The sequence below is a fragment of the Cytobacillus sp. FSL R7-0696 genome (assembly GCF_038006865.1).
Lineage (GTDB): Bacteria > Bacillota > Bacilli > Bacillales > Cytobacillaceae > Cytobacillus > Cytobacillus kochii.
Genome location: NZ_JBBOWA010000001.1, coordinates 4,523,812 through 4,543,045 on the forward strand (window position 1 = coordinate 4,523,812; position 19,234 = coordinate 4,543,045).

20 protein-coding genes and 1 other annotated feature are annotated in these 19,234 nt (G+C 36.6%); all 20 genes read right to left on the minus strand.

The window, feature by feature from the left end; translation table 11 throughout:
• Positions 1 to 14: 14 nt before the first annotated feature.
• Positions 15 to 308, minus strand: coding sequence for a hypothetical protein (locus MKX29_RS22980; protein ID WP_224938549.1), 294 nt, complete (start codon positions 306 to 308; stop codon positions 15 to 17).
• Positions 309 to 692: 384 nt separating this feature from the next.
• Positions 693 to 3,464: an isoleucine--tRNA ligase gene (gene ileS, locus MKX29_RS22985; protein WP_224938548.1), complete on the minus strand. Its 2,772-nt coding sequence runs from the start codon at positions 3,462 to 3,464 to the stop codon at positions 693 to 695.
• A gap of 97 nt (positions 3,465 to 3,561) precedes the next feature.
• Positions 3,562 to 3,812: a binding site (T-box leader), on the minus strand.
• A 73-nt stretch (positions 3,813 to 3,885) separates the two neighbouring features.
• A complete protein-coding gene (locus MKX29_RS22990) occupies positions 3,886 to 4,401 on the minus strand; it encodes a DivIVA domain-containing protein (RefSeq protein WP_095369599.1) in 516 nt (171 codons plus the stop codon).
• Positions 4,402 to 4,545: 144 nt separating this feature from the next.
• Positions 4,546 to 5,322: a YlmH family RNA-binding protein gene (locus MKX29_RS22995; RefSeq protein ID WP_224938547.1), complete on the minus strand. Its 777-nt coding sequence runs from the start codon at positions 5,320 to 5,322 to the stop codon at positions 4,546 to 4,548.
• A gap of 163 nt (positions 5,323 to 5,485) precedes the next feature.
• Complete coding sequence (locus MKX29_RS23000) at positions 5,486 to 5,752, minus strand: YggT family protein (protein ID WP_224938546.1); 267 nt, start codon at positions 5,750 to 5,752, stop codon at positions 5,486 to 5,488.
• Between the two features lie 7 nt (positions 5,753 to 5,759).
• Positions 5,760 to 6,251 carry a cell division protein SepF gene (locus MKX29_RS23005; protein WP_224938545.1) on the minus strand — a complete coding sequence of 164 codons (492 nt, stop codon included), beginning with the start codon at positions 6,249 to 6,251 and terminating at the stop codon, positions 5,760 to 5,762.
• 15 nt (positions 6,252 to 6,266) lie between these two features.
• Positions 6,267 to 6,944, minus strand: coding sequence for a YggS family pyridoxal phosphate-dependent enzyme (locus MKX29_RS23010; protein ID WP_251161453.1), 678 nt, complete (start codon positions 6,942 to 6,944; stop codon positions 6,267 to 6,269).
• A 4-nt stretch (positions 6,945 to 6,948) separates the two neighbouring features.
• Positions 6,949 to 7,767: a peptidoglycan editing factor PgeF gene (pgeF, locus tag MKX29_RS23015; RefSeq protein ID WP_341107989.1), complete on the minus strand. Its 819-nt coding sequence runs from the start codon at positions 7,765 to 7,767 to the stop codon at positions 6,949 to 6,951.
• A gap of 59 nt (positions 7,768 to 7,826) precedes the next feature.
• Positions 7,827 to 8,105, minus strand: coding sequence for a YlmC/YmxH family sporulation protein (locus tag MKX29_RS23020; protein WP_341107991.1), 279 nt, complete (start codon positions 8,103 to 8,105; stop codon positions 7,827 to 7,829).
• A gap of 356 nt (positions 8,106 to 8,461) precedes the next feature.
• Positions 8,462 to 9,241 carry an RNA polymerase sporulation sigma factor SigG gene (gene sigG, locus MKX29_RS23025; protein WP_191812371.1) on the minus strand — a complete coding sequence of 260 codons (780 nt, stop codon included), beginning with the start codon at positions 9,239 to 9,241 and terminating at the stop codon, positions 8,462 to 8,464.
• A 145-nt stretch (positions 9,242 to 9,386) separates the two neighbouring features.
• Positions 9,387 to 10,106 carry an RNA polymerase sporulation sigma factor SigE gene (gene sigE, locus MKX29_RS23030; protein ID WP_095369607.1) on the minus strand — a complete coding sequence of 240 codons (720 nt, stop codon included), beginning with the start codon at positions 10,104 to 10,106 and terminating at the stop codon, positions 9,387 to 9,389.
• Between the two features lie 38 nt (positions 10,107 to 10,144).
• Positions 10,145 to 11,065, minus strand: a complete 921-nt coding sequence (gene spoIIGA / locus MKX29_RS23035) for a sigma-E processing peptidase SpoIIGA (protein WP_095369608.1) — start codon at positions 11,063 to 11,065, stop codon at positions 10,145 to 10,147.
• A 367-nt stretch (positions 11,066 to 11,432) separates the two neighbouring features.
• On the minus strand, positions 11,433 to 12,599 hold the full coding sequence (ftsZ, locus tag MKX29_RS23040) for a cell division protein FtsZ (protein WP_224938540.1): 1,167 nt from the start codon (positions 12,597 to 12,599) through the stop codon (positions 11,433 to 11,435).
• A gap of 157 nt (positions 12,600 to 12,756) precedes the next feature.
• Positions 12,757 to 14,040, minus strand: coding sequence for a cell division protein FtsA (ftsA, locus tag MKX29_RS23045; protein WP_095369610.1), 1,284 nt, complete (start codon positions 14,038 to 14,040; stop codon positions 12,757 to 12,759).
• Positions 14,041 to 14,189: 149 nt separating this feature from the next.
• Positions 14,190 to 14,552 (minus strand): small basic family protein, encoded by a 363-nt coding sequence (locus tag MKX29_RS23050; RefSeq protein WP_095369611.1) that lies wholly within the window; start codon positions 14,550 to 14,552, stop codon positions 14,190 to 14,192.
• On the minus strand, positions 14,552 to 15,283 hold the full coding sequence (locus MKX29_RS23055) for a DUF881 domain-containing protein (protein ID WP_251161451.1): 732 nt from the start codon (positions 15,281 to 15,283) through the stop codon (positions 14,552 to 14,554). Before MKX29_RS23055 ends, MKX29_RS23050 begins: the two co-directional genes overlap by 1 nt.
• Positions 15,284 to 15,340: 57 nt before the next feature.
• Positions 15,341 to 16,054, minus strand: coding sequence for a DUF881 domain-containing protein (locus tag MKX29_RS23060; RefSeq protein WP_289433484.1), 714 nt, complete (start codon positions 16,052 to 16,054; stop codon positions 15,341 to 15,343).
• The gene (locus tag MKX29_RS23065; protein WP_306469970.1) at positions 16,020 to 16,820 is read right to left on the minus strand and encodes a cell division protein FtsQ/DivIB; all 801 of its coding nucleotides are present in this window, start codon (positions 16,818 to 16,820) and stop codon (positions 16,020 to 16,022) included. Before MKX29_RS23065 ends, MKX29_RS23060 begins: the two co-directional genes overlap by 35 nt.
• A gap of 162 nt (positions 16,821 to 16,982) precedes the next feature.
• On the minus strand, positions 16,983 to 17,891 hold the full coding sequence (gene murB / locus MKX29_RS23070; RefSeq protein ID WP_251161449.1) for a UDP-N-acetylmuramate dehydrogenase: 909 nt from the start codon (positions 17,889 to 17,891) through the stop codon (positions 16,983 to 16,985).
• 65 nt (positions 17,892 to 17,956) lie between these two features.
• Positions 17,957 to 19,054: an undecaprenyldiphospho-muramoylpentapeptide beta-N-acetylglucosaminyltransferase gene (gene murG / locus MKX29_RS23075; RefSeq protein ID WP_289433480.1), complete on the minus strand. Its 1,098-nt coding sequence runs from the start codon at positions 19,052 to 19,054 to the stop codon at positions 17,957 to 17,959.
• Between the last annotated feature and the right edge of the window lie 180 nt (positions 19,055 to 19,234).

The following is a 19,234-nucleotide window of genomic DNA, read 5'->3' on the forward strand; positions in this document are numbered from 1 at the left end:
TTTAAGCGATCGTTTTAATCATAAAGGGCTTTACGATAGAACCTTTTAAGAGACTGACAATCGTCCATTGTTTTTAACGTAGGGATTAATGTTAATAAATCTTCTGGCAAAAACTCACCAGAAATTTCACATGTGCCGAATTGGCCATTTTCATACTTCTCAATCGCCTTTTCAACATCATATAATTCATCTAATATCATTTCATTTATAAAGGGGTGAAGATTACTTTGCATTAACCTCTCAAGTAACTCTTGTCTCGTATTACGAAGCTCTTCAATTAGTGGAATAACATGTGGTTGATTGTTCAAAAAAATCCCCCTTCATCCTACAAGATTGTTCATAAAGTTATTATGAGCAACTGGCTAATTTTGAACGCCTCTAAAGATTTTACAAGGTGAACAAGTTTTGCAGGTTGAGGAAAATTTTATTAGTTTTTACTCATAATCAAGAAGGATTAAAGAAATGGAAAGTGTGAAAAGCCGAGACATAATAAAAATGATGCACTAAAATATTGGCTAACATTTTCTTCATCTGATGCATTTTGTTACAGTCGCTTTTATTATAAATAAGGCAAAAGTCATTTAGCTTTACTTCATTTTCTATCTTCATTCATTCTTCTTATATAATTAGAAAAAGACCCGAACGGTTCGTCCGGGCCAAAATTAGGGTAGTTCGTTTTAACCTAGTACCACTTAGCTCAAATGGCTATAGTTTTCTTTCACGACAGTAGCACAACGTGGGCAGAGTGTTGAAAATTCATCTACTTCCCCAACTTCTGGTGTGACAGTCCAACAACGTTCACATGTTTCGCCTTCAGCTTTGGAAACTAGGATTGCTACATTGTCAAATTTATGTGCTTCATTTGGTGCTTGTTCTAAGCTGCCTGCCACTTCAAATGCAGAAACGATAAAGAGTTGTGGTAGGCTCTCTGAAATAGAATCAAGTAATGAATTGGTTTCGTTATCGACATACAACGTTACTTTTGCTGTCAATGATTTACCGATTACTTTTTCATTTCGTGCTTCTTCTAGAGCTTTTAGGACATGATTTCTTAGTTTCATGAATGCTGTCCATTTTGCCGTTAATTCTTCCGCATTGGCAAAAGTTTCTACTGACGGCATATCTGTCAATTGAACACTCATCTCTTCCACGCTTGGAATGTGACGCCACACTTCATCAGCTGTATGAGAAAGAATCGGTGATACAAGCTTAGTAAGGGCAACTAAGCTATCATAAAGCACTGTTTGAATCGCACGACGATCATGTTGATCTTGCGCTTCAATGTACAACACATCTTTCGCAAAGTCTAAATAGAACGAACTTAAGTCTAATGTGCAGAAATTATTCACAGCATGGTAAATACCTGCAAATTCATAGTTCTCATATGATTGAAGCGATGTTTCGATTAGTTTATTTAACTTCACTAACATAAACTGATCGACTTCACGTAAATCATCATAAGAAACGCGATGTACTGCTGGATCAAAATCAGCTAAGTTTCCTAATAAGAAGCGGAAAGTGTTTCTAATTTTACGGTAAACTTCTGCTACTTGTTTTAAGATTGGATCAGATACTCTTACATCTGCTTGGTAATCAACTGATGCAACCCAAAGTCTTAAAATATCTGCACCTAATTGGTTCATCACTTTTGAAGGTACAATGACATTACCAATTGACTTACTCATTTTTCTCCCTTCACCATCTAAAACAAAGCCGTGACTTAAGATGCCTTTATATGGCGCCTTACCAGTTACAGCGACACCTGTTGATAATGATGAGTTAAACCAACCTCTATATTGGTCAGACCCTTCTAGATAAAGGTCTGCTGGTCTTTGTAAATCTTCTCGTTCTAGCAATACTGCTTGATGCGAAGAACCTGAATCAAACCACACATCCATAATATCAGTTTCTTTTGTAAATACACCATTTGGGCTACCTGGATGAGTAAATCCTTCAGGCAATAATTCCTTTGCCTCTTTTTCAAACCACACATTAGAACCGTGCTCTCTAAATAGGTTGGATACATGATTAATGGTTTCGTCTGTAATAATCTCTTCTCCATTTTCTGCATAGAAGACAGGAATTGGCACACCCCATGCGCGCTGTCTAGAAATACACCAATCGCCACGATCACGAACCATATTATAAAGCCTTGTTTCGCCCCATGCTGGTGTAAATGTTGTATCATTAATTGCTTGCAATAATTCCTGTCTAAAATCTTTAATTGAAGCAAACCATTGAGCCGTTGCACGGAAAATAACTGGTTTTTTTGTGCGCCAATCATGTGGATAAGAATGCTTGATAAAAGAAAGCTTCAATAACGCGCCGACTTCTTCTAATTTTTCAGTGATTGGTTTATTCGCCTTATCATAGAAAAGACCTTCAAAGCCAGGTGCTTCTTCTGTCATTACACCTTTATCATCTACTGGACATAATACATCTAAGCCATATTTACTTCCGATGTAAAAGTCGTCTTCACCATGTCCTGGAGCCGTATGAACACAACCAGTACCAGCGTCTGTAGTTACATGGTCACCAAGCATAACAAGTGAATCACGGCCATATAATGGATGTTCAGCAGTCACATATTCTAAGTCACTACCTTGAATGGTTTGAACGACCTTAGGATTTTCCCAGCCAATCTCTTCTGACACTGTCGCTAGCAGGTCTTCAGCTACTAAATATTTTTCGTTATCCACTTCAACGACAACATATTTTAGTTTCGGGTGGACAGAAATACCTAAGTTAGCTGGCATTGTCCAAGGAGTGGTTGTCCAAATAATAATACGTACGTCATCAGTTAAAACATCTTTGCCATCTTTCACTTTGAATCCTACATAAATGGAAGCGGATTGCTTATCTTTATATTCAATCTCAGCTTCAGCTAATGCAGACTCAGATGATGGTGACCAGTAAACAGGTTTCTTCCCTTTATAGATATAACCTTTCTTCGCCATCTCACCAAAAACTTTAATTTGTTGGGCCTCATAGGCAGGTTTTAATGTAATATAGGGATTTTCCCAATCTCCACGAACACCTAATCGCATGAATTGTTCACGTTGATTTTCGATTTGACCGTACGCATATTCTTCACAAAGCTTACGGAATTCTGCTACCGTCATTTCTTTACGTTTTACACCTTTATTCGTTAATGCTTGTTCAATGGGTAATCCATGCGTATCCCAACCAGGAACATATGGTGCATGGTAACCACTCATTGATTTATAGCGGTTAATAAAGTCTTTTAAAATTTTATTTAACGCATGTCCGATATGAAGATCGCCATTCGCATAAGGAGGTCCGTCATGCAGAACAAACAAAGGTTGATTTTTTGTGCGCTCAAGCACTTTTGCATAAATATCTTGTTCATTCCATTCTGTTTGCATTTCAGGTTCTCTTTTTGGCAAATTTCCTCTCATTGGGAAATCTGTTTTAGGCATTAATAAAGTATCTTTGTAATCCATAGCTCATTTCCTCCTCAACATACTACATAACATTATGACCAAAGTAGCGTTCATACATAAGGTACGCGGAAAAAACACAAAAAACCCCTCATCCCAAAAAAGGGACGAGAGGTTATATATTCCCGCGGTACCACCCTTGTAGATAGAGAAATTCCTATCCGCTCAAAAATCAATTCGTAACGTGAACGTCTACGCCTTACTCTAACTTTTTAGCTCAAGTAAGGAACTCAAGGGTGATGTTCAAATTCTTCTTCTTAATATCAGGCTTTCACCTACCCTGAATCGCTGAAGTGGAAATCCACTCTTTTAAGTAAGATAGAATGCTACTATCCCTGTCATCGTTTTATCATGTTTTTTCTAGATTATATGCGATAGGATACAACTTCGTCAAGTCGTCGTTTATCTAAAAGATAAAAGTATCTTATACTCTAGATTCTTCTTCTTTTGTAGACTTTAATTCTGTTGTATCTAGCTCATACTCCATTAAGTGGTCCCAGTCATCATTCTGCAGCATATCTAATTGGGCTTCAATTAACATTTTAAAACGATTTCTAAATACTTTCGATTGCTTTTTCAAATCTTCTATATCTAGCGCAATCTTCCTTGCTTTAGATAATGATTCATTCACAATCCTATCGGCGTTTTTCTCCGCTTCCCGAATAATTAACTTTGCCTCTTTCTGTGCGTTTCGCTTCACTTCTTCCCCAGCTTCTTGCGCAACAACAATCGACTTATTTAACGTCTCTTCAATCGTATTAAAATGTCCGACTCTTTCATTTAAGTCGTTTAAACGCTCTTCTAATTCCTTCTTCTCACGAATAATGATTTCATAGTCTTTAATCACTTGATCTAAAAACTCATTTACTTCATCTTCATCATATCCACGAAAACCTTTGCTGAACTCTTTGTTATGAATATCTAATGGTGTTAATGGCATAAGGCCACCTCCTAGATCAGTTGGTCAAATTATGTACATTTGTTAACATGTAATTCGACAGTTTCTTGCAGATTCCTGCATAAAATTCGATACACTTTCAATTTTATATCGGTAACACACTATAATCATTATAGCTAAAAAAGATTATTTTTGTATACCGACAACTACTTTCCATTTTTCTTTCTTGGTTTTTCCCTCTATCGCAATAACCTTACAGCGCCCATAGCCTCTTACTGAAATTGTATCACTCTCACGGCAATCGAATGCTACATTTTCTTTCATTGCCCAATTTACTTTTACTTTTTTTGCAGAAATGAGTTGTTGCGCCTTTTGTCTAGAAAAATTATAAATCGATGCAATCAGCGTATCAAGTCTTAAGGATGACATTGTAAAAACTTTTTCTTGCCACTGCTCTTTTGCATCGATAACAGATGCAAATGGCTTTTCTTCAAGTTGAACAGAAGCTTTCCCAACAGATTCTAATTGCATAGAAATATAAGAGGATACTTCCTTAGAGACAATTACTTGTATCGTATGACCTTCAAACAAAATATCTCCAAATTTACTTCTTTTCAATCCGAGTGACATCAAGCTTCCAAGTACTTGAGGATGCTCGATTAATACGAATTTATGCGGATAATTTACTTGGTATAATTCTAAGCGAAAATCGTCCATTTCCGGTATAAAATAATCTGGAAAAATAAGCGCGCGTTTTCTTTCAGCGTTTCTATGTCCACCGTCAAATTGTACGCGCACATCACTTTGAGAACCAATGATGGTGTGTAAAATATCTTGTTCCCTTGGATCGAGAAAATCTGTAAGCTTAGGCGCATACGTTTGTTCAACCGTTTGTCGCCAACTTAACACTTGATCAATAAACTCTCTCTCTTCCGTACGAAAATGTTGATATAGATTTGACATTTGCTTACTCCTTTAAAACTGGTTAGGCAAGAAAAGCCTAACTATGTTTAACAATTGTATAATAGTATAACATTTATTTTTTATTTGTTTTACAATTGTCTTAGAATCCCGATGAATAGTCATTGAAAAAACAAAATACGAGCTAAGCATTAGCTCGTATTTTCTACATCATCCAAAAAAATATTTGTCTAATGCCGGATGTAGCTAAATTTAATACTAATATAGCTACAATCGGCGAAATATCTAACATCCCACCAATTGGCGGAATGACACGTCTAAATGGTTCAAGAAAGGGTTCACAAATTTTTGTTAAAATTTGCCCAATACTAGATTCTCTTGCATTCGGAAACCATGACATGAGTATGTATATAATCAATGCCCATGAATAAATCTCCACGGCTGTTATAATAATCGAAAATAAAGTTGCCATATTTAATTTACCACCTCGAGTTTTCTTCTTCCTGTTCCTGAATCATTTGTGAAATATTCCCAGATACTTCGACATTTTCAGGTGTACATAAAAAGATGTCCATTCCAATTTTTTGTATATCTCCACCAATGGCATACACAGTTCCACTTAAAAAATCAACAATGCGCTTTGCCTGGCTTTTATCAATTCTTTGAAGATTAACCACAACAGCTTTTCTATTCTTCAATTGATCAGCAATTTCTTGAGCTTCAGCATAGACGCGCGGCTCCACAAGGACAACTTTTGATGATTTTTGCTGACCGCCTTGTCCTTGGACGGATTGTAAACTTACGACATTTTGTTTTGTTGCAGCATGCTGCCTTTGAGAAGCCCGCACAGAGGTTGTTTCTTGCTCTTCTTTACGATCCCTACTATTAGCGTAATCATCTTCTCTTGTCTCATAGTTGTCTTCTTCGTCTTCTAAAAAGAAATATGATTTAAACTTTGATTTTATACTCATCTGCACCTAGCCTCCTTACTTTTCTTTTCCAACTAAAGCCGTTCCTATACGGACCATTGTTGCCCCTTCTTCAATAGCAATTTGATAATCATTGGACATCCCCATTGATAATTCTTTACACGGTGCATGAGATAATTGAAGGGATAATACTTCTTGCTGAAGCAACTTCAAATTTCGAAAACAATTTCTTAATACTGTCTCATCACTTGTAAGTGGTGCCATTGTCATTAGACCAACTACTTCTATTTGTTTAAAATCTGACAGTGCTTTAACAAAAGGAATGATTTCTTCTTTGGATAATCCTTGCTTCGAATCTTCTCCAGACACATTAACTTGTATAAAGCATTTAATTGGTTTATTCGCTCGCTTTTCAATCTCTTTTGCCAGAGACATACGATCTAATGAATGGATATAATCCACTTTATTGATGATATTTTTTACTTTTCTAGATTGTAAGCTTCCGATATAATGCCAAACAGCCCCATTTTTAATGACAGCTTGTTTTTCTAATAGGCCTTCATCACGATTTTCTCCAAGGTTATTAACCCCCGCGGCAATTGCCTCCTGCGCTCTTTCTGTTGATACATATTTTGTCACAGCGATAATTTTCACTTCATCACTAGAACGATTAACTTTCTCACAAACAGCTTGTATATTTTCCTGTATATTCTCTAGGTTTGTTTGTACATTCAAGATGCTATTCCTCCTCACGCAAACCAATAAAGCTCATCATTCTACCCGTTTTTCCGTCATCTCTTCGGTGTGAAAAAAACAAGGATTCATGACAGCTTGTACAATATTCAGTAGTATGAATATTATCTTGTAAAACACCGTATTTCTGCAATAAGAGCTGATTACATCGTTTTAAATCTAATTGATATTGACCTTTAGCTATTTCATTATAAACACTAGGAGCTATTTCTCCTAGGCAATCGTTCACCTTGTTAATAACATGATTATCTACAATATAACAAGAGCGACATATGCCCGGGCCTATAACAACTTCGACCTCTTGTGGGTGAATTCCTTTTTCACGGAAGGCAGCAATCGCACTTTTAGCGATTTCAAAGACCGTCCCTTTCCATCCTGCATGAGCAACAGCCATATGCTGACTCTTTGGATGAAAGAAATATAGTGGAATACAGTCAGCGTAACACATGGTTAATAATAAATCTTTTTCATCTGTAAACAAGGCGTCTGTAGCAGCAAATGCTGTATCATACTCTTTTGCGCCTTTACCTCTATCTTTAGTTTGAACATATTCAATATGAACACCATGAGTTTGTTCTGCTCCCACCCAATTCTCTAATGGAAATTGTAATTCTTGTGCTAATGCTATTCGATTTTGTATAACATGCACTTGTTGGTCACCTACATGAAAGCCAAAGTTTTGCGATGTGTAAACTTTGTCACTATACCCATCATTTTTAGTTGTAAACCCGCAGGTAAGTCCATATTTTTCAAACCAATGTTTTATGATCAAATATTTTTCATTCGTTAATTGAAATGGCTCCATACACTTTCCCCATTTTTTTCTTTAGTTTACCATATTGCGATTAAGGTTTACAGCTATAACTATCGATTGCTATATTCTTCTTTTGGTTCATTTAATTGATATTGATGAGGAAAACGGACAAGGATCACGTCCTCCCCAATCTTTAAGATATCGCCCCATTCAATCACAATATCCTCCAGCTTATTAAAAAAAGGAAGCATCTTGTTTTGTTGACTAATGAAAATACAGTCTATTTTCCCAGTTTCTACATCGATATCAATATCACTAATAAATCCTAACTTCTTACCATCAGCAACATTAATAACATCTTTCATTTGAAAATTTGAGATCCTCATCATCTTAAACGCCTCCTTTTATTACAATATATGTTGAGAAAGATTAAAAATACCGAGTTCAAATTTGGTGTGATTTGAGACTAAGTGGATCTCAAGATGTTTACTTATAATATTTGTCAAGCAAGCATGTATTGTAGGTGTATCCTACTTTTTTGCGAAATAGTTCTTCTGCTTTTGTCCGTTAATGTAAATCAAATATTATATCCAGTTTTACCTATTTGTGTATATTTTCTATGAGATTTCTTACATTTCCCCTCATGTTAGGCAAGCTCTCACGGAAGAATCTTTTTTGGAATAGCACTCACATCCATACAAATAAAAAAGAGCTTAACACATTTGTGTCAAACTCTCCTGGCATATTAGCTTTGAATATTTTTATTCATTTGTTTAATAGCTGCTTTTTCTAAGCGTGAGACCTGAGCCTGAGAAATACCAATTTCTTCAGCAACTTCCATTTGTGTTTTTCCTTGAAAAAACCTTTTGCGTAATATCATTTTTTCTCGATCATTCAGGCGTCTCATGCCTTCTTTCAGTGCAAGCTCTTCTACCCATTGAATATCCTTATTCTTTTCATCACTGAGTTGATCCATTACAAAGATTGGGTCGCCGCCGTCATTATAAATAGGCTCAAAAAGTGATACAGGATCTTGTATTGCATCAAGGGCGAAAACAATTTCTTCATGCGGAATATCCAATTCTTTCGCAATCTCTTCAGCTGTTGGTTCTTTTGAAGTTTTACTCATTAGGCGTTCTCTTACCTGCAAGGCTTTATAGGCGATATCACGTAAGGAACGAGATACCCTTATTGGATTATTATCGCGTAAATATCTACGGATTTCTCCAATAATCATAGGAACAGCATAAGTGGAGAATTTTACATTTTGGCTTAAATCAAAATTATCAATAGATTTCATAAGACCGATACAGCCAACTTGAAATAAGTCATCAACAAATTCACCCCTATTATTAAACCGTTGAATGACACTTAAAACGAGTCGGAGGTTCCCATTTACTAGGCTCTCCCTTGCTGATATATCTCCATTATGCATTTGCTTGAAGAGTGCTCTCATTTCTTCGTTCTTTAGTACTGGAAGCTTTGATGTATCTACTCCGCAAATTTCTACTTTATTTCGAGTCAATCCCATTCCCTCCTCACAGGAGCTGCTGTACAAAAATCAGTATCTCCGCGAGAAGGAAAAATATGCACAAGAAAAATGCGCATAAATTGCAAAAAAAAGAAATATCCTTTATTTAACAGATATTTCAACGACGAAAAAAATTTTTTTACACCATTTTATTGAATTCTTTTTTCAAACGTTTAATGATTCTTTTTTCTAATCTTGAAATATAGGATTGAGAAATCCCAAGCATATCGGCAACATCTTTTTGTGTTTTTTCCTCATCCTCACCAAGTCCAAAACGCAATTCCATGATTTGTTTTTCTCTATCAGATAATTGATGAAGTGCTTTGATTAAAAGCTTTTTATCGACATTTGCTTCTAAATCCTTAGTGATTATATCTTCCTCTGTGCCAAGAACATCTGATAATAATAATTCATTCCCATCCCAATCAATATTAAGTGGTTCATCAAACGAAACTTCCGAGCGAATTTTGTTGTTTCTACGTAAATACATTAATATCTCATTTTCAATACATCGTGAGGCATATGTAGCCAGTTTGATTTTTTTCTCCGGATTAAAAGTATTAACTGCCTTTATTAAGCCAATAGTTCCTATACTAATGAGATCTTCAATATTAATGCCTGTATTCTCAAACTTGCGTGCAATATACACTACTAAACGCAAATTCCGTTCAATTAAAATTGACCTTGCTGCTTGGTCTCCTTTAGGAAGCTTGTTTAACAATATTGCTTCCTCTTCTTTACTAAGTGGCGGGGGAAGAGCTTCGCTACCACCTATATAATATATTTCATCTGTCTTTAAACCTAATTTCATTAAAAGCTTATACCAATAATATGATAAGCGAAATTTAAGTTTACGCACTCTTTCTCCTCCCTATAATGGTTTATTTCTCATGCAATTTAACTAACCTTCTTTGCACCTGTTAACATTTTTGGATGTACAATGCATTGAAAGCGATTCTCTGGGGACAATTTTTGCATAGTAAATGAAATTAGTCCTTTATCCACTGCAATGACTTCATTATCTTTAACCAAAGTAATCTTCTCTGGTTTGAGGGCAAGTCGCATTTGATTATCGTTACCGACCACCTTTGCAGGAATCACGCGGACAACTGACATCCAATCGTTCGGGATTTCCCACCTGCCTTCTATCGCACCATCTGGATCTTTTGCCATTGTTGTAATCGCTTCTGGAAAAGACTCTTTATGCTGGTCAATCGAAACAATCATCACAGGTACTCTTGTTAATGGATCGTAAAGCTGATTACCACTATCTATTAGACCTTGAAACTCATAGGTTTCGCCTTTTAGTTGAATTTGGACATTCACATTTGACTCATAATTGATCTTGGTCATTTCAATAGAATCATAATTTTTCTTTGAAAAATGCCAGGCAATAGGGAAACCTAATAATACGAACAGCCAGCTAATAGGATCACCAAAGCCCTTTACGGATGCAAGCATCACGGTTGATGTTAGATCTAAATCAAATTGAATAAAATAATGAACAGCAATTAAACTACCACCGATTAAAAAGGTTACTGCATAAAATGTACTTAACGCTTTAATAAAAAATGTTAATCTTCTAAAACCAAATACAATAAAAACCATGAAAATAGAAAATAACCACTTACCTATTGGATGACTGGAGTATGCATGAATCGGTGTAATGGATAATAAGATTATTATTGAGCCTACCAAACCTCCTGTGGCTATTCTCCATAATTTAACTTCGATTTTCAGAAGAATAGACGTTAAATATAGGAGAAGACTATCAAACAACAAATTTAATGCCCAAATAATATCTAAATAAATGGCCAATCTGCCTTCTTCCCCCCTAAAACTAACAATGTATATTCTTATGGGTGGCTGTCTTATTGATGTGCTAAAAAAAGTATAGCCTATTCATCAAGATAAAGATGTCACTTTCTGTTGGTAAAACAGCAGAAATTTTCACTATTCTTTTCTTTTTTTGTCAGTTTTTTGCGGTCTGTCTCAACTGGGGGGAATGGCGAAAATGGGGAAGTTTTTAATATGACTAACTTTTTAGAGAGTTCTTATCTTTGATTAACATTAATATAAAAAAGTATTTTACTAATCGTACATTTATTTGTGGGGCATTCTTTTTTTAAAACAAAAAAAGCCAATGTCCTTAAATTAGGACATTAGCTTTCTTACACAAATTGAATTATCTTCTGCGGTTACGGTTTCTTAAAAACGTTGGGATATCTAATGTATCTTCTGGATGTTCCTTTGCTGTATTCCTTGTTGGCTGCTCATGTGTTGCAGCTTCTTCTCGCTCGCGTTCACGATACGTTTCACGCTTTTGCACCTGTGATCCTACACCAACGTTCCCTTTATTCTGGCCGAATGCCGGCTTTGAAGGCTTTGTTTGAATAACTTCTTCATTGAAGCCAGTCGCGATAACTGTTACAACAATCTCATCCTTCAAATCCTCATTGATAACAGAACCAAAGATCATATTAACATCTTGATCTGATGCTGATGCAACAATATCTGCTGCTTCTTGTACTTCATACAAGCTTAAGTTTGATCCGCCTGTAATATTCATTAGAACCCCTTGCGCACCATCAATAGACTTTTCTAATAATGGAGAAGAGATGGCCTTCTTGGCAGCTTCTGCTGCTCGATTTTCTCCTGCAGCTAATCCGATTCCCATAAGTGCAGAACCTTTATTGGACATAATTGTTTTTACATCAGCGAAGTCCAAGTTAATCAAACCAGGTGTGGCAATTAAATCTGAAATACCTTGAACCCCTTGGCGAAGAACATTATCTGCTTCACGGAATGCTTCAAGCATCGGTGTACTTTTATCTACAATTTCTAATAAACGATCATTAGGGATGACAATCAATGTATCCACAGCATCTTTCATAGAAGCTATTCCACCAGCTGCTTGAGTAGAACGTTTACGACCTTCAAATGTAAATGGCCTTGTCACAACACCCACTGTTAAAGCGCCTAAATCACGTGCGATTTGAGCTATTACAGGAGCAGCACCAGTACCTGTTCCTCCACCCATTCCAGCAGTAACAAATACCATATCTGCACCTTTTAATGCTTCTTCAACTTGCTCTTTACTTTCTTCAGCTGCCTTTTTTCCTACTTCTGGATTGGCACCTGCACCGAGCCCTCTTGTCAATTTACCACCAATTTGCATCTTTACTTCGGCTTTGGATAGGTTTAGTGCTTGAGCATCTGTATTCACTGCAATAAATTCAACACCTTGTACACCATGCTCAATCATACGGTTAACGGCGTTATTTCCTCCGCCACCAACTCCAATTACTTTTATCGTTGCTAATGAATCTAAATTCGTATCAAATTCCAACATGACAAATCCTCCTAATTCGTCGATATTCCTAAGAACACCTTTTTTTCGATTCGCTCATTTATCTTGATGATTAACTGTTTAATAGCTAACTAACATCTACTGTAAATTTACAATCTGCCTTGCTATTAATCTATTACAATACAATGTTTTGTTTTTGCTACTCGAAAAAGTATCCAAGGAACTTTTTAACTCTTGATGTCACTTTTTGTTCCGGCTCTTTTTCTGTGCTTTTCTTCGGCTGCGTTTGCTTTTGTGTTCTCTTTTCATTTGCTTCAGGCTGATCGACAATTGCCTCCATGTTCTTTCCTTGAATCTTTGCATTTTTATATGCAAACTGTATTAAGCCAACTGCTGTACAATATTGTGGTTCTCTAACCCCAATATAATCAGGTACGGCTATTCTCACTCTATTCTGGAAGACTACTTGAGCAAGTTCTAATACCCCTTGCGTATTTGCAACCCCTCCACATAAGACATAACCACCTGGAAGGTCTGATGCCCCTAGCCTTCTTATCTCATGTTGAATAAGATCAAAGGTTTCTTCCATTCTTGCTTCAATAATATCTGCTATTTCTAGCTGATTAAATTGCTGATGTTGATCACTGCCGATAATTGGTACACTAAATACCTCTTCCTCTGAAGCGTGATCATAAAAAGCATACCCATGTTTTATCTTAATTTTTTCAGCATCTTCAGTTGAAGTTCGTAAACCAATCGATAAGTCTTTAGTGATATGTTCCCCTCCAACAGGCAATACACTTGTATCCTTTAGTACACCATTTTCAAAAATAGCAATCGTTGTTGAACCACCACCTATATCAACGAGTGCCACACCTAAGTTTTTCTCATCTTTAGATAAGGCGAAAGCACCTGCTGCTAACGGCTGAAGGGTTATATCCATAATTTCTAGGCCTGCGCGTTCAACGCATCTAAGCGTATTATGTAATAAAGTTTTAGATCCGGTTATGATGGTACCTTCCATTTCTAATCTTACACCAATCATACCTCTTGGATCATTGATTTCATCTAATCCATCTACAATAAATTGCCTTGGGATAACATCAATAATTTCTCTCTCAGGTGGCACTGATACCACTTGGGCAGCATCCATTACACGCGCTACATCATCATCTGAGATTTCCTTATTTTCACTTGACACGGCGACTACACCGTGAGAAGGCTGAAGCATAACATGGTTACCTGTGATACCTACTATCACTCTTCTAATCTCCATGCCAATCATTCTTTCAGCTTGTTCAATTGCTCTTCTAATAGAATGAACGGTTTCATCTATATCAACAATGGAGCCCTTTCTTAATCCTTCGGAAGCTACATTGCCAACACCAATAATGTTTAAAGAATCATTGACCATCTCACCAATGATTACCTTTACACTGGATGTACCGATGTCAAGGCTGACATATATTTCATTGCTGTTCATTCTGTGGCACCTCCCTTTTTGCGAGTCTACTTTTTTTAGTTACTTACTCTTGCAGTTTTCATTATAAAACCTTTATATATTAAACTGATAAACCAAATTTGATATTAATAAAATTATTCGTCAAAACTAAACTATTCCCTTTTTTAAAATCAATTTTTTTCTAAATTTTCATTCTTACTTGTCCACCTGGCTAATAAAATCCTTCTAATAACTGCGATGTTTTGAAATAACCTCACACCGAAGGCAAATACAGCTGCTAAATATAAGTCTACACCAAGATGAACCCCTAGAAAAGCAAGACCTGCTGCAAGCATAATATTAAAGAAAAATCCAGATACAAAGATTTTTTCACTATACACATCTTGTAAATGGGCTCTAATACCACCAAAAAGTGTATCAAGTGCAGCAAGAATAGCGATTGATAAGTAATTGGCATATTCATCAGGAATTTGAAAATCTGTCATAAACCCGATAAACAACCCGATAAATAAACCTAAGATGGGTAGCCACATTATGAATGTCCTCCTTCGCTCTTCTTGCCCGCCTCCTTCATATCAGTCATGTGAATTGGTTCATTGTAGGCTGGTACAGTAATCTCATTTTCCGCTAGTTGTATATCGAGTGTTAAATTCTCTATAAAAAAGTCTTCTATAGATTTAGAAACTTGCATTCTTTTATACATTTGTTCCGCATCATGCTCATTCTCTACAATAACCCTCAATTCTAACGGTAAGGTCTGAATAGAGTAACCATCTATTTTCGTTATATTATTTATATCTCTTATCACAGTAGAGTTGATTACCCGATGACCACCGATCGCTACTTCTTTCGCACCATAACGGTTGAGTTCATTTAATAACCTCTTCAATAAATCGGGAGTGACCTTCCCCACTTGTGAGCCGATAGTCAATTCCTCAGCAATAGGTTGTATCGTTAAAATCAAACCTGGACCTGATTTTTCTGTCAACCCTACTTCTGTTTTGAGCTCATCCAATGTTGTTCTCAGAATCTCTTCCTTATTAGCAGCTATATTATTTTCATATTGCGCTATTTTTTCTTCTTGTGATCTGATTTCCTTTAGCAACTCAAGCCGTAATGCTTCCTCATTTTGCAGATCTTCCCGCAATTGCCATGTATCTCTTGTATCTCTTACATCTGTATTCTTGACCGTTTTAAACTGAATGGCTAGCATGACACCAATTAAGACTGTAATTATTGTAAAACCCCATTGCTTTTTGTTCATCGTTTCACCTATCTTCTTTTTCCATCAATTATTACACCTATCATGATAGAAAAAGCACTAACTACCAATTATCGGGTCCATTATGATTTCTGATTTACTCTCTAATGAAAACTGAATATTTTCATTGACAAGTAAGTCTTTAACGCCGCCAGCAATATTTAGTGCCGATGTGAGAACATCCGCATCTCCAATCGCAGATATAACAAATGGGGCTGGGTGTTGCTTCCCGTCCACTTCAATGACTGGTCCGTTACAGACAATATAAGAGGAATGCGTTAAACGCTGACCATTAATGGCGACAGCTGAAGCACCGGCAATGTATAACTCATTAATAACTTGAAACACATGATGTTCATGTACGATGTAATTATTCGCTGAATCGGCTTGAGGATTGTATTCCCCGTCCAAGAGAGTGACATTTACACCAGGGCCACTCACTTTGACTTTTCCTAAATACATTCGATATTTATCGGCATCCTCGGCAAGATTACTATATACTTGCTCATCTTGAGAGAATTCCTTTTCTATTTCTTGCAGAGCATCTTGTGTCTTGTACAATTCTTGTTGAAGGCTAAGATTTTTTTCTTCCAAATCAATCAATTCACTTCTTAATTGCTGATCCCTCTCCCACTGGTTACTCGTTATACTACTGTCACCTTTTGTATCTTTCGCCAATTGAAAGGAATAAGCAATCAGAAAACCTAATCCAATGAAAACAAGTGAAAAGATAACCTGATTATTCTTCAACTTCCTCTTCTTGTTCTTTTTCATTCTCATTAGCTCCCCCTTCGCCATAAGGCTTAAAGTAAGAGCCCACTTCCAAATCAATAATTCCTTTTACATCGGGATCAAGTTGAGCGACAATTGCCGGGTAATGAGACATTTTATCGACAAAGGTTGCTAATGTAGCGATTACTTCATATCCATCATTCATATATAGCGTAATTGCCTCTTTATCTGTTTCTTTAGGTGTCGCGTGTATTTCTGAAATTGAATTACGAACCTCTTCTGGTAATTGACCAAGAGACGCAATCATCTTCTCTAACACATTTCCTTCAGAAAATTGAAATAAAATAGGCGCACTGGCTGGGAACTCACTTTCACCTTTTACTGAGAGAGTTTTACCGTTTTCAAGAACGGGTATATAATCCTCACCTTCCATAATATAAGCTACTCGTTTATGTTCTTTCACCGAAATAACGACTGTATTTGGAAACTCAGTTGCTACTTTTACCTCTTTCATTTCTGGTAGTTTTAAAAGCACTTGCTCAATCTCAGCTTCATCAACTTTCCATATATTCATATCTTCAGTTAATCCACTTTGTTCTACAATCGTTTCATTGCTGAAGACAGTGTTACCTGATACTTTAATTGCTTTTATATTGCTCAACGGTGACTGGAAATAAACTACTAAGGCAATCAGAAATAAAAAGAAAATAAGTAGGAAAATGAGTCTACGGTTCGCTTTCTTTTTTCTCTGCTGTTTTAATTTAGGAATTCTATCTTCAATGGATACTATTTTTCCTTGTTCCAGCATCATCACCTCGTACATCGTTACTCACAGCATATATCCTTATTTTCGGTTAATTAAACTAATATATTAACATAATGAGATAATATACCTAAATCTTTATTCACTTATCATCATTCTATTGAATGATTATATCACAATAATTGGAATGGAAGTTGGTCTTTTTCGCTACTCGCGCCCAATTATTTCAACTTCTGTTTGCAATGCTATGCCCTTCTCTGCTAATACCGTATCCTTCACATGTTGAATCAGACCCAAAACATCTTCAGCAGTTGCCTGATTACTATTCACGATAAAATTCCCGTGCATGGGCGAGATTTGGGCACCTCCAAGTGAATGCCCCTTTAAACCAACTGCTTCAATCAGCTGACCAGCATGATGTGGTAGTGGATTTCTAAAAATACTCCCTGCACAAGGGGCATCCCATGGTTGTGTTTCTTTTCGATAAGCCTTATTACGTAACATCCTACCAGTAATCGCTTCTTTCTCTCCTTGCACTAAGCGAAAAATCGCTTCAACAACAATGCCAGGTCGTTCTTTTTGTAAAATAGACGTTCGATACGAAAATTTCATTTCTTCGTTTGTTAACCAGTGCATTTCACCATTCGGAAAAAGGATATTCGCTTTCTCAAGGATAGCTGCGATATCTGATTGATGTGCACCTGCGTTCATAAAGACTGCTCCACCAACAGAACCAGGAATTCCACTTGCAAATTCTAGCCCTGCATACCCTTGTTTACTCACTTTGGTAGCTAATGCTACAAGGGGATATCCTGCACCGACCCTCAGGAGTTCCTGTTCTAGTTCGAGGTGGGTAAAGCCTTTACCGAATTTAATAACTACTCCCTCAATGCCATCATCAGCTACTAGTAAATTAGAGCCTCTTCCTATGACAGTCCATTTCATTTTATGCGAGACAATAACATCCATCGCTTTACGCAAATCTTCTATTGTCTTAGGTTCAATAAAAATATCGGCAGGTCCACCTATTTTCATCGTTGTATGATAAGCAAGCGGTTCTTTTTCTTTCACCGTTCCATTTATAGCGTTTTTCAACTCACTAAATACGCTCTGCATAACATCCGCCCTCTCTGTATCGTCATTCTATATTATGCTAATACCATCAAGAATGGGCTACATTACTACTTATCTTTCATTAATTTTTTCATGACATTATATAACCGATCGGCTGCATCTGGGACGCCTATCTTCTTTGCAGCAGATTTCATTGCGACAATTTTGTCCTCATCTAATAAAATCCGGTCAATCGATTCAATTAATTTATTCGCACTCAAATCTCCTTCTAGGAGTAATTCTGCTGCGCCATGGTCGCTTAATGCTCTCGCGTTCTTTTCTTGATGATTATTCGTTACATATGGGCTTGGTATTAATATACTTGGGATGCCTAATGACGTTAATTCAGCTAGGGTTGTTGCACCCGCTCTCGTTACAGCAAGGTCCGTTCCCGCTAATACTTCTGGCATATTATGAATAAAAGGTTTGATTTTGATATTATCGGGATTTCCAGCCAATTCAGCCTCTTTCTTTACACTTTCATAATGGACCTCACCGGTGATATATAATACTTCATACGGCCTAGATGCTAACTGGGTAAATGTTTTTAACACGGCATCATTAATCGGCCTTGCTCCCCTACTACCACCGAAAATCAGCACAGATGGTTTAGCTGGATCTAGACCGACAGATAATTTACCATTAATGGCATTTTGTCCAAGCACTTCTGTTGCTCTAGGATTCCCCGTCATAACTACCTTTCCTTTAGGAAAGCTTGCCACAGCTTCATCAAAGCATACAGCCACTTTATCAACATATTTACTAAGGAACTTATTAGTTAAACCAGGTACACTATTTTGTTCATGAATGATTGTTGGAATTCCCAACTTGGCACCAGCGTATACAACTGGCCCACATACATAACCACCTGTACCAATTACGACATCTGGCTGAAATTCCTTCAACATTTTTTTACTATCTTGAACACCTTTTAAGAAGCGCCAAATCGTTTTCACATTATCTAAAGATAAGCTTCTTTTAAATCCTGAAATTTCAATTGACTGAAAAGGTATATTTGCACGAGGAACAATCGATGCCTCTAGCCCATTTTTAGTACCTATGTATAAGAATTCTGCGTTTTTATCTTGCTTTTGAATTTCTCGTATTAAGGCAAGCGCAGGGTAAATATGTCCACCTGTGCCACCACCACTTAATGCAATTTTCATGCTTTCACCTCAAACAAAGCTGTTAGTTTCCTTACTGTTTACTAGTCTTACTTTATCCTATTCTACTATATTTGCACTGAAAGGAAGAAATGATAACCTACAATGTCATGCAAATGTAATGAATTTGGAAAAACTCTTTCCCTTTTGAAATAAATGAATGTTCTACACTAACAAATTAAC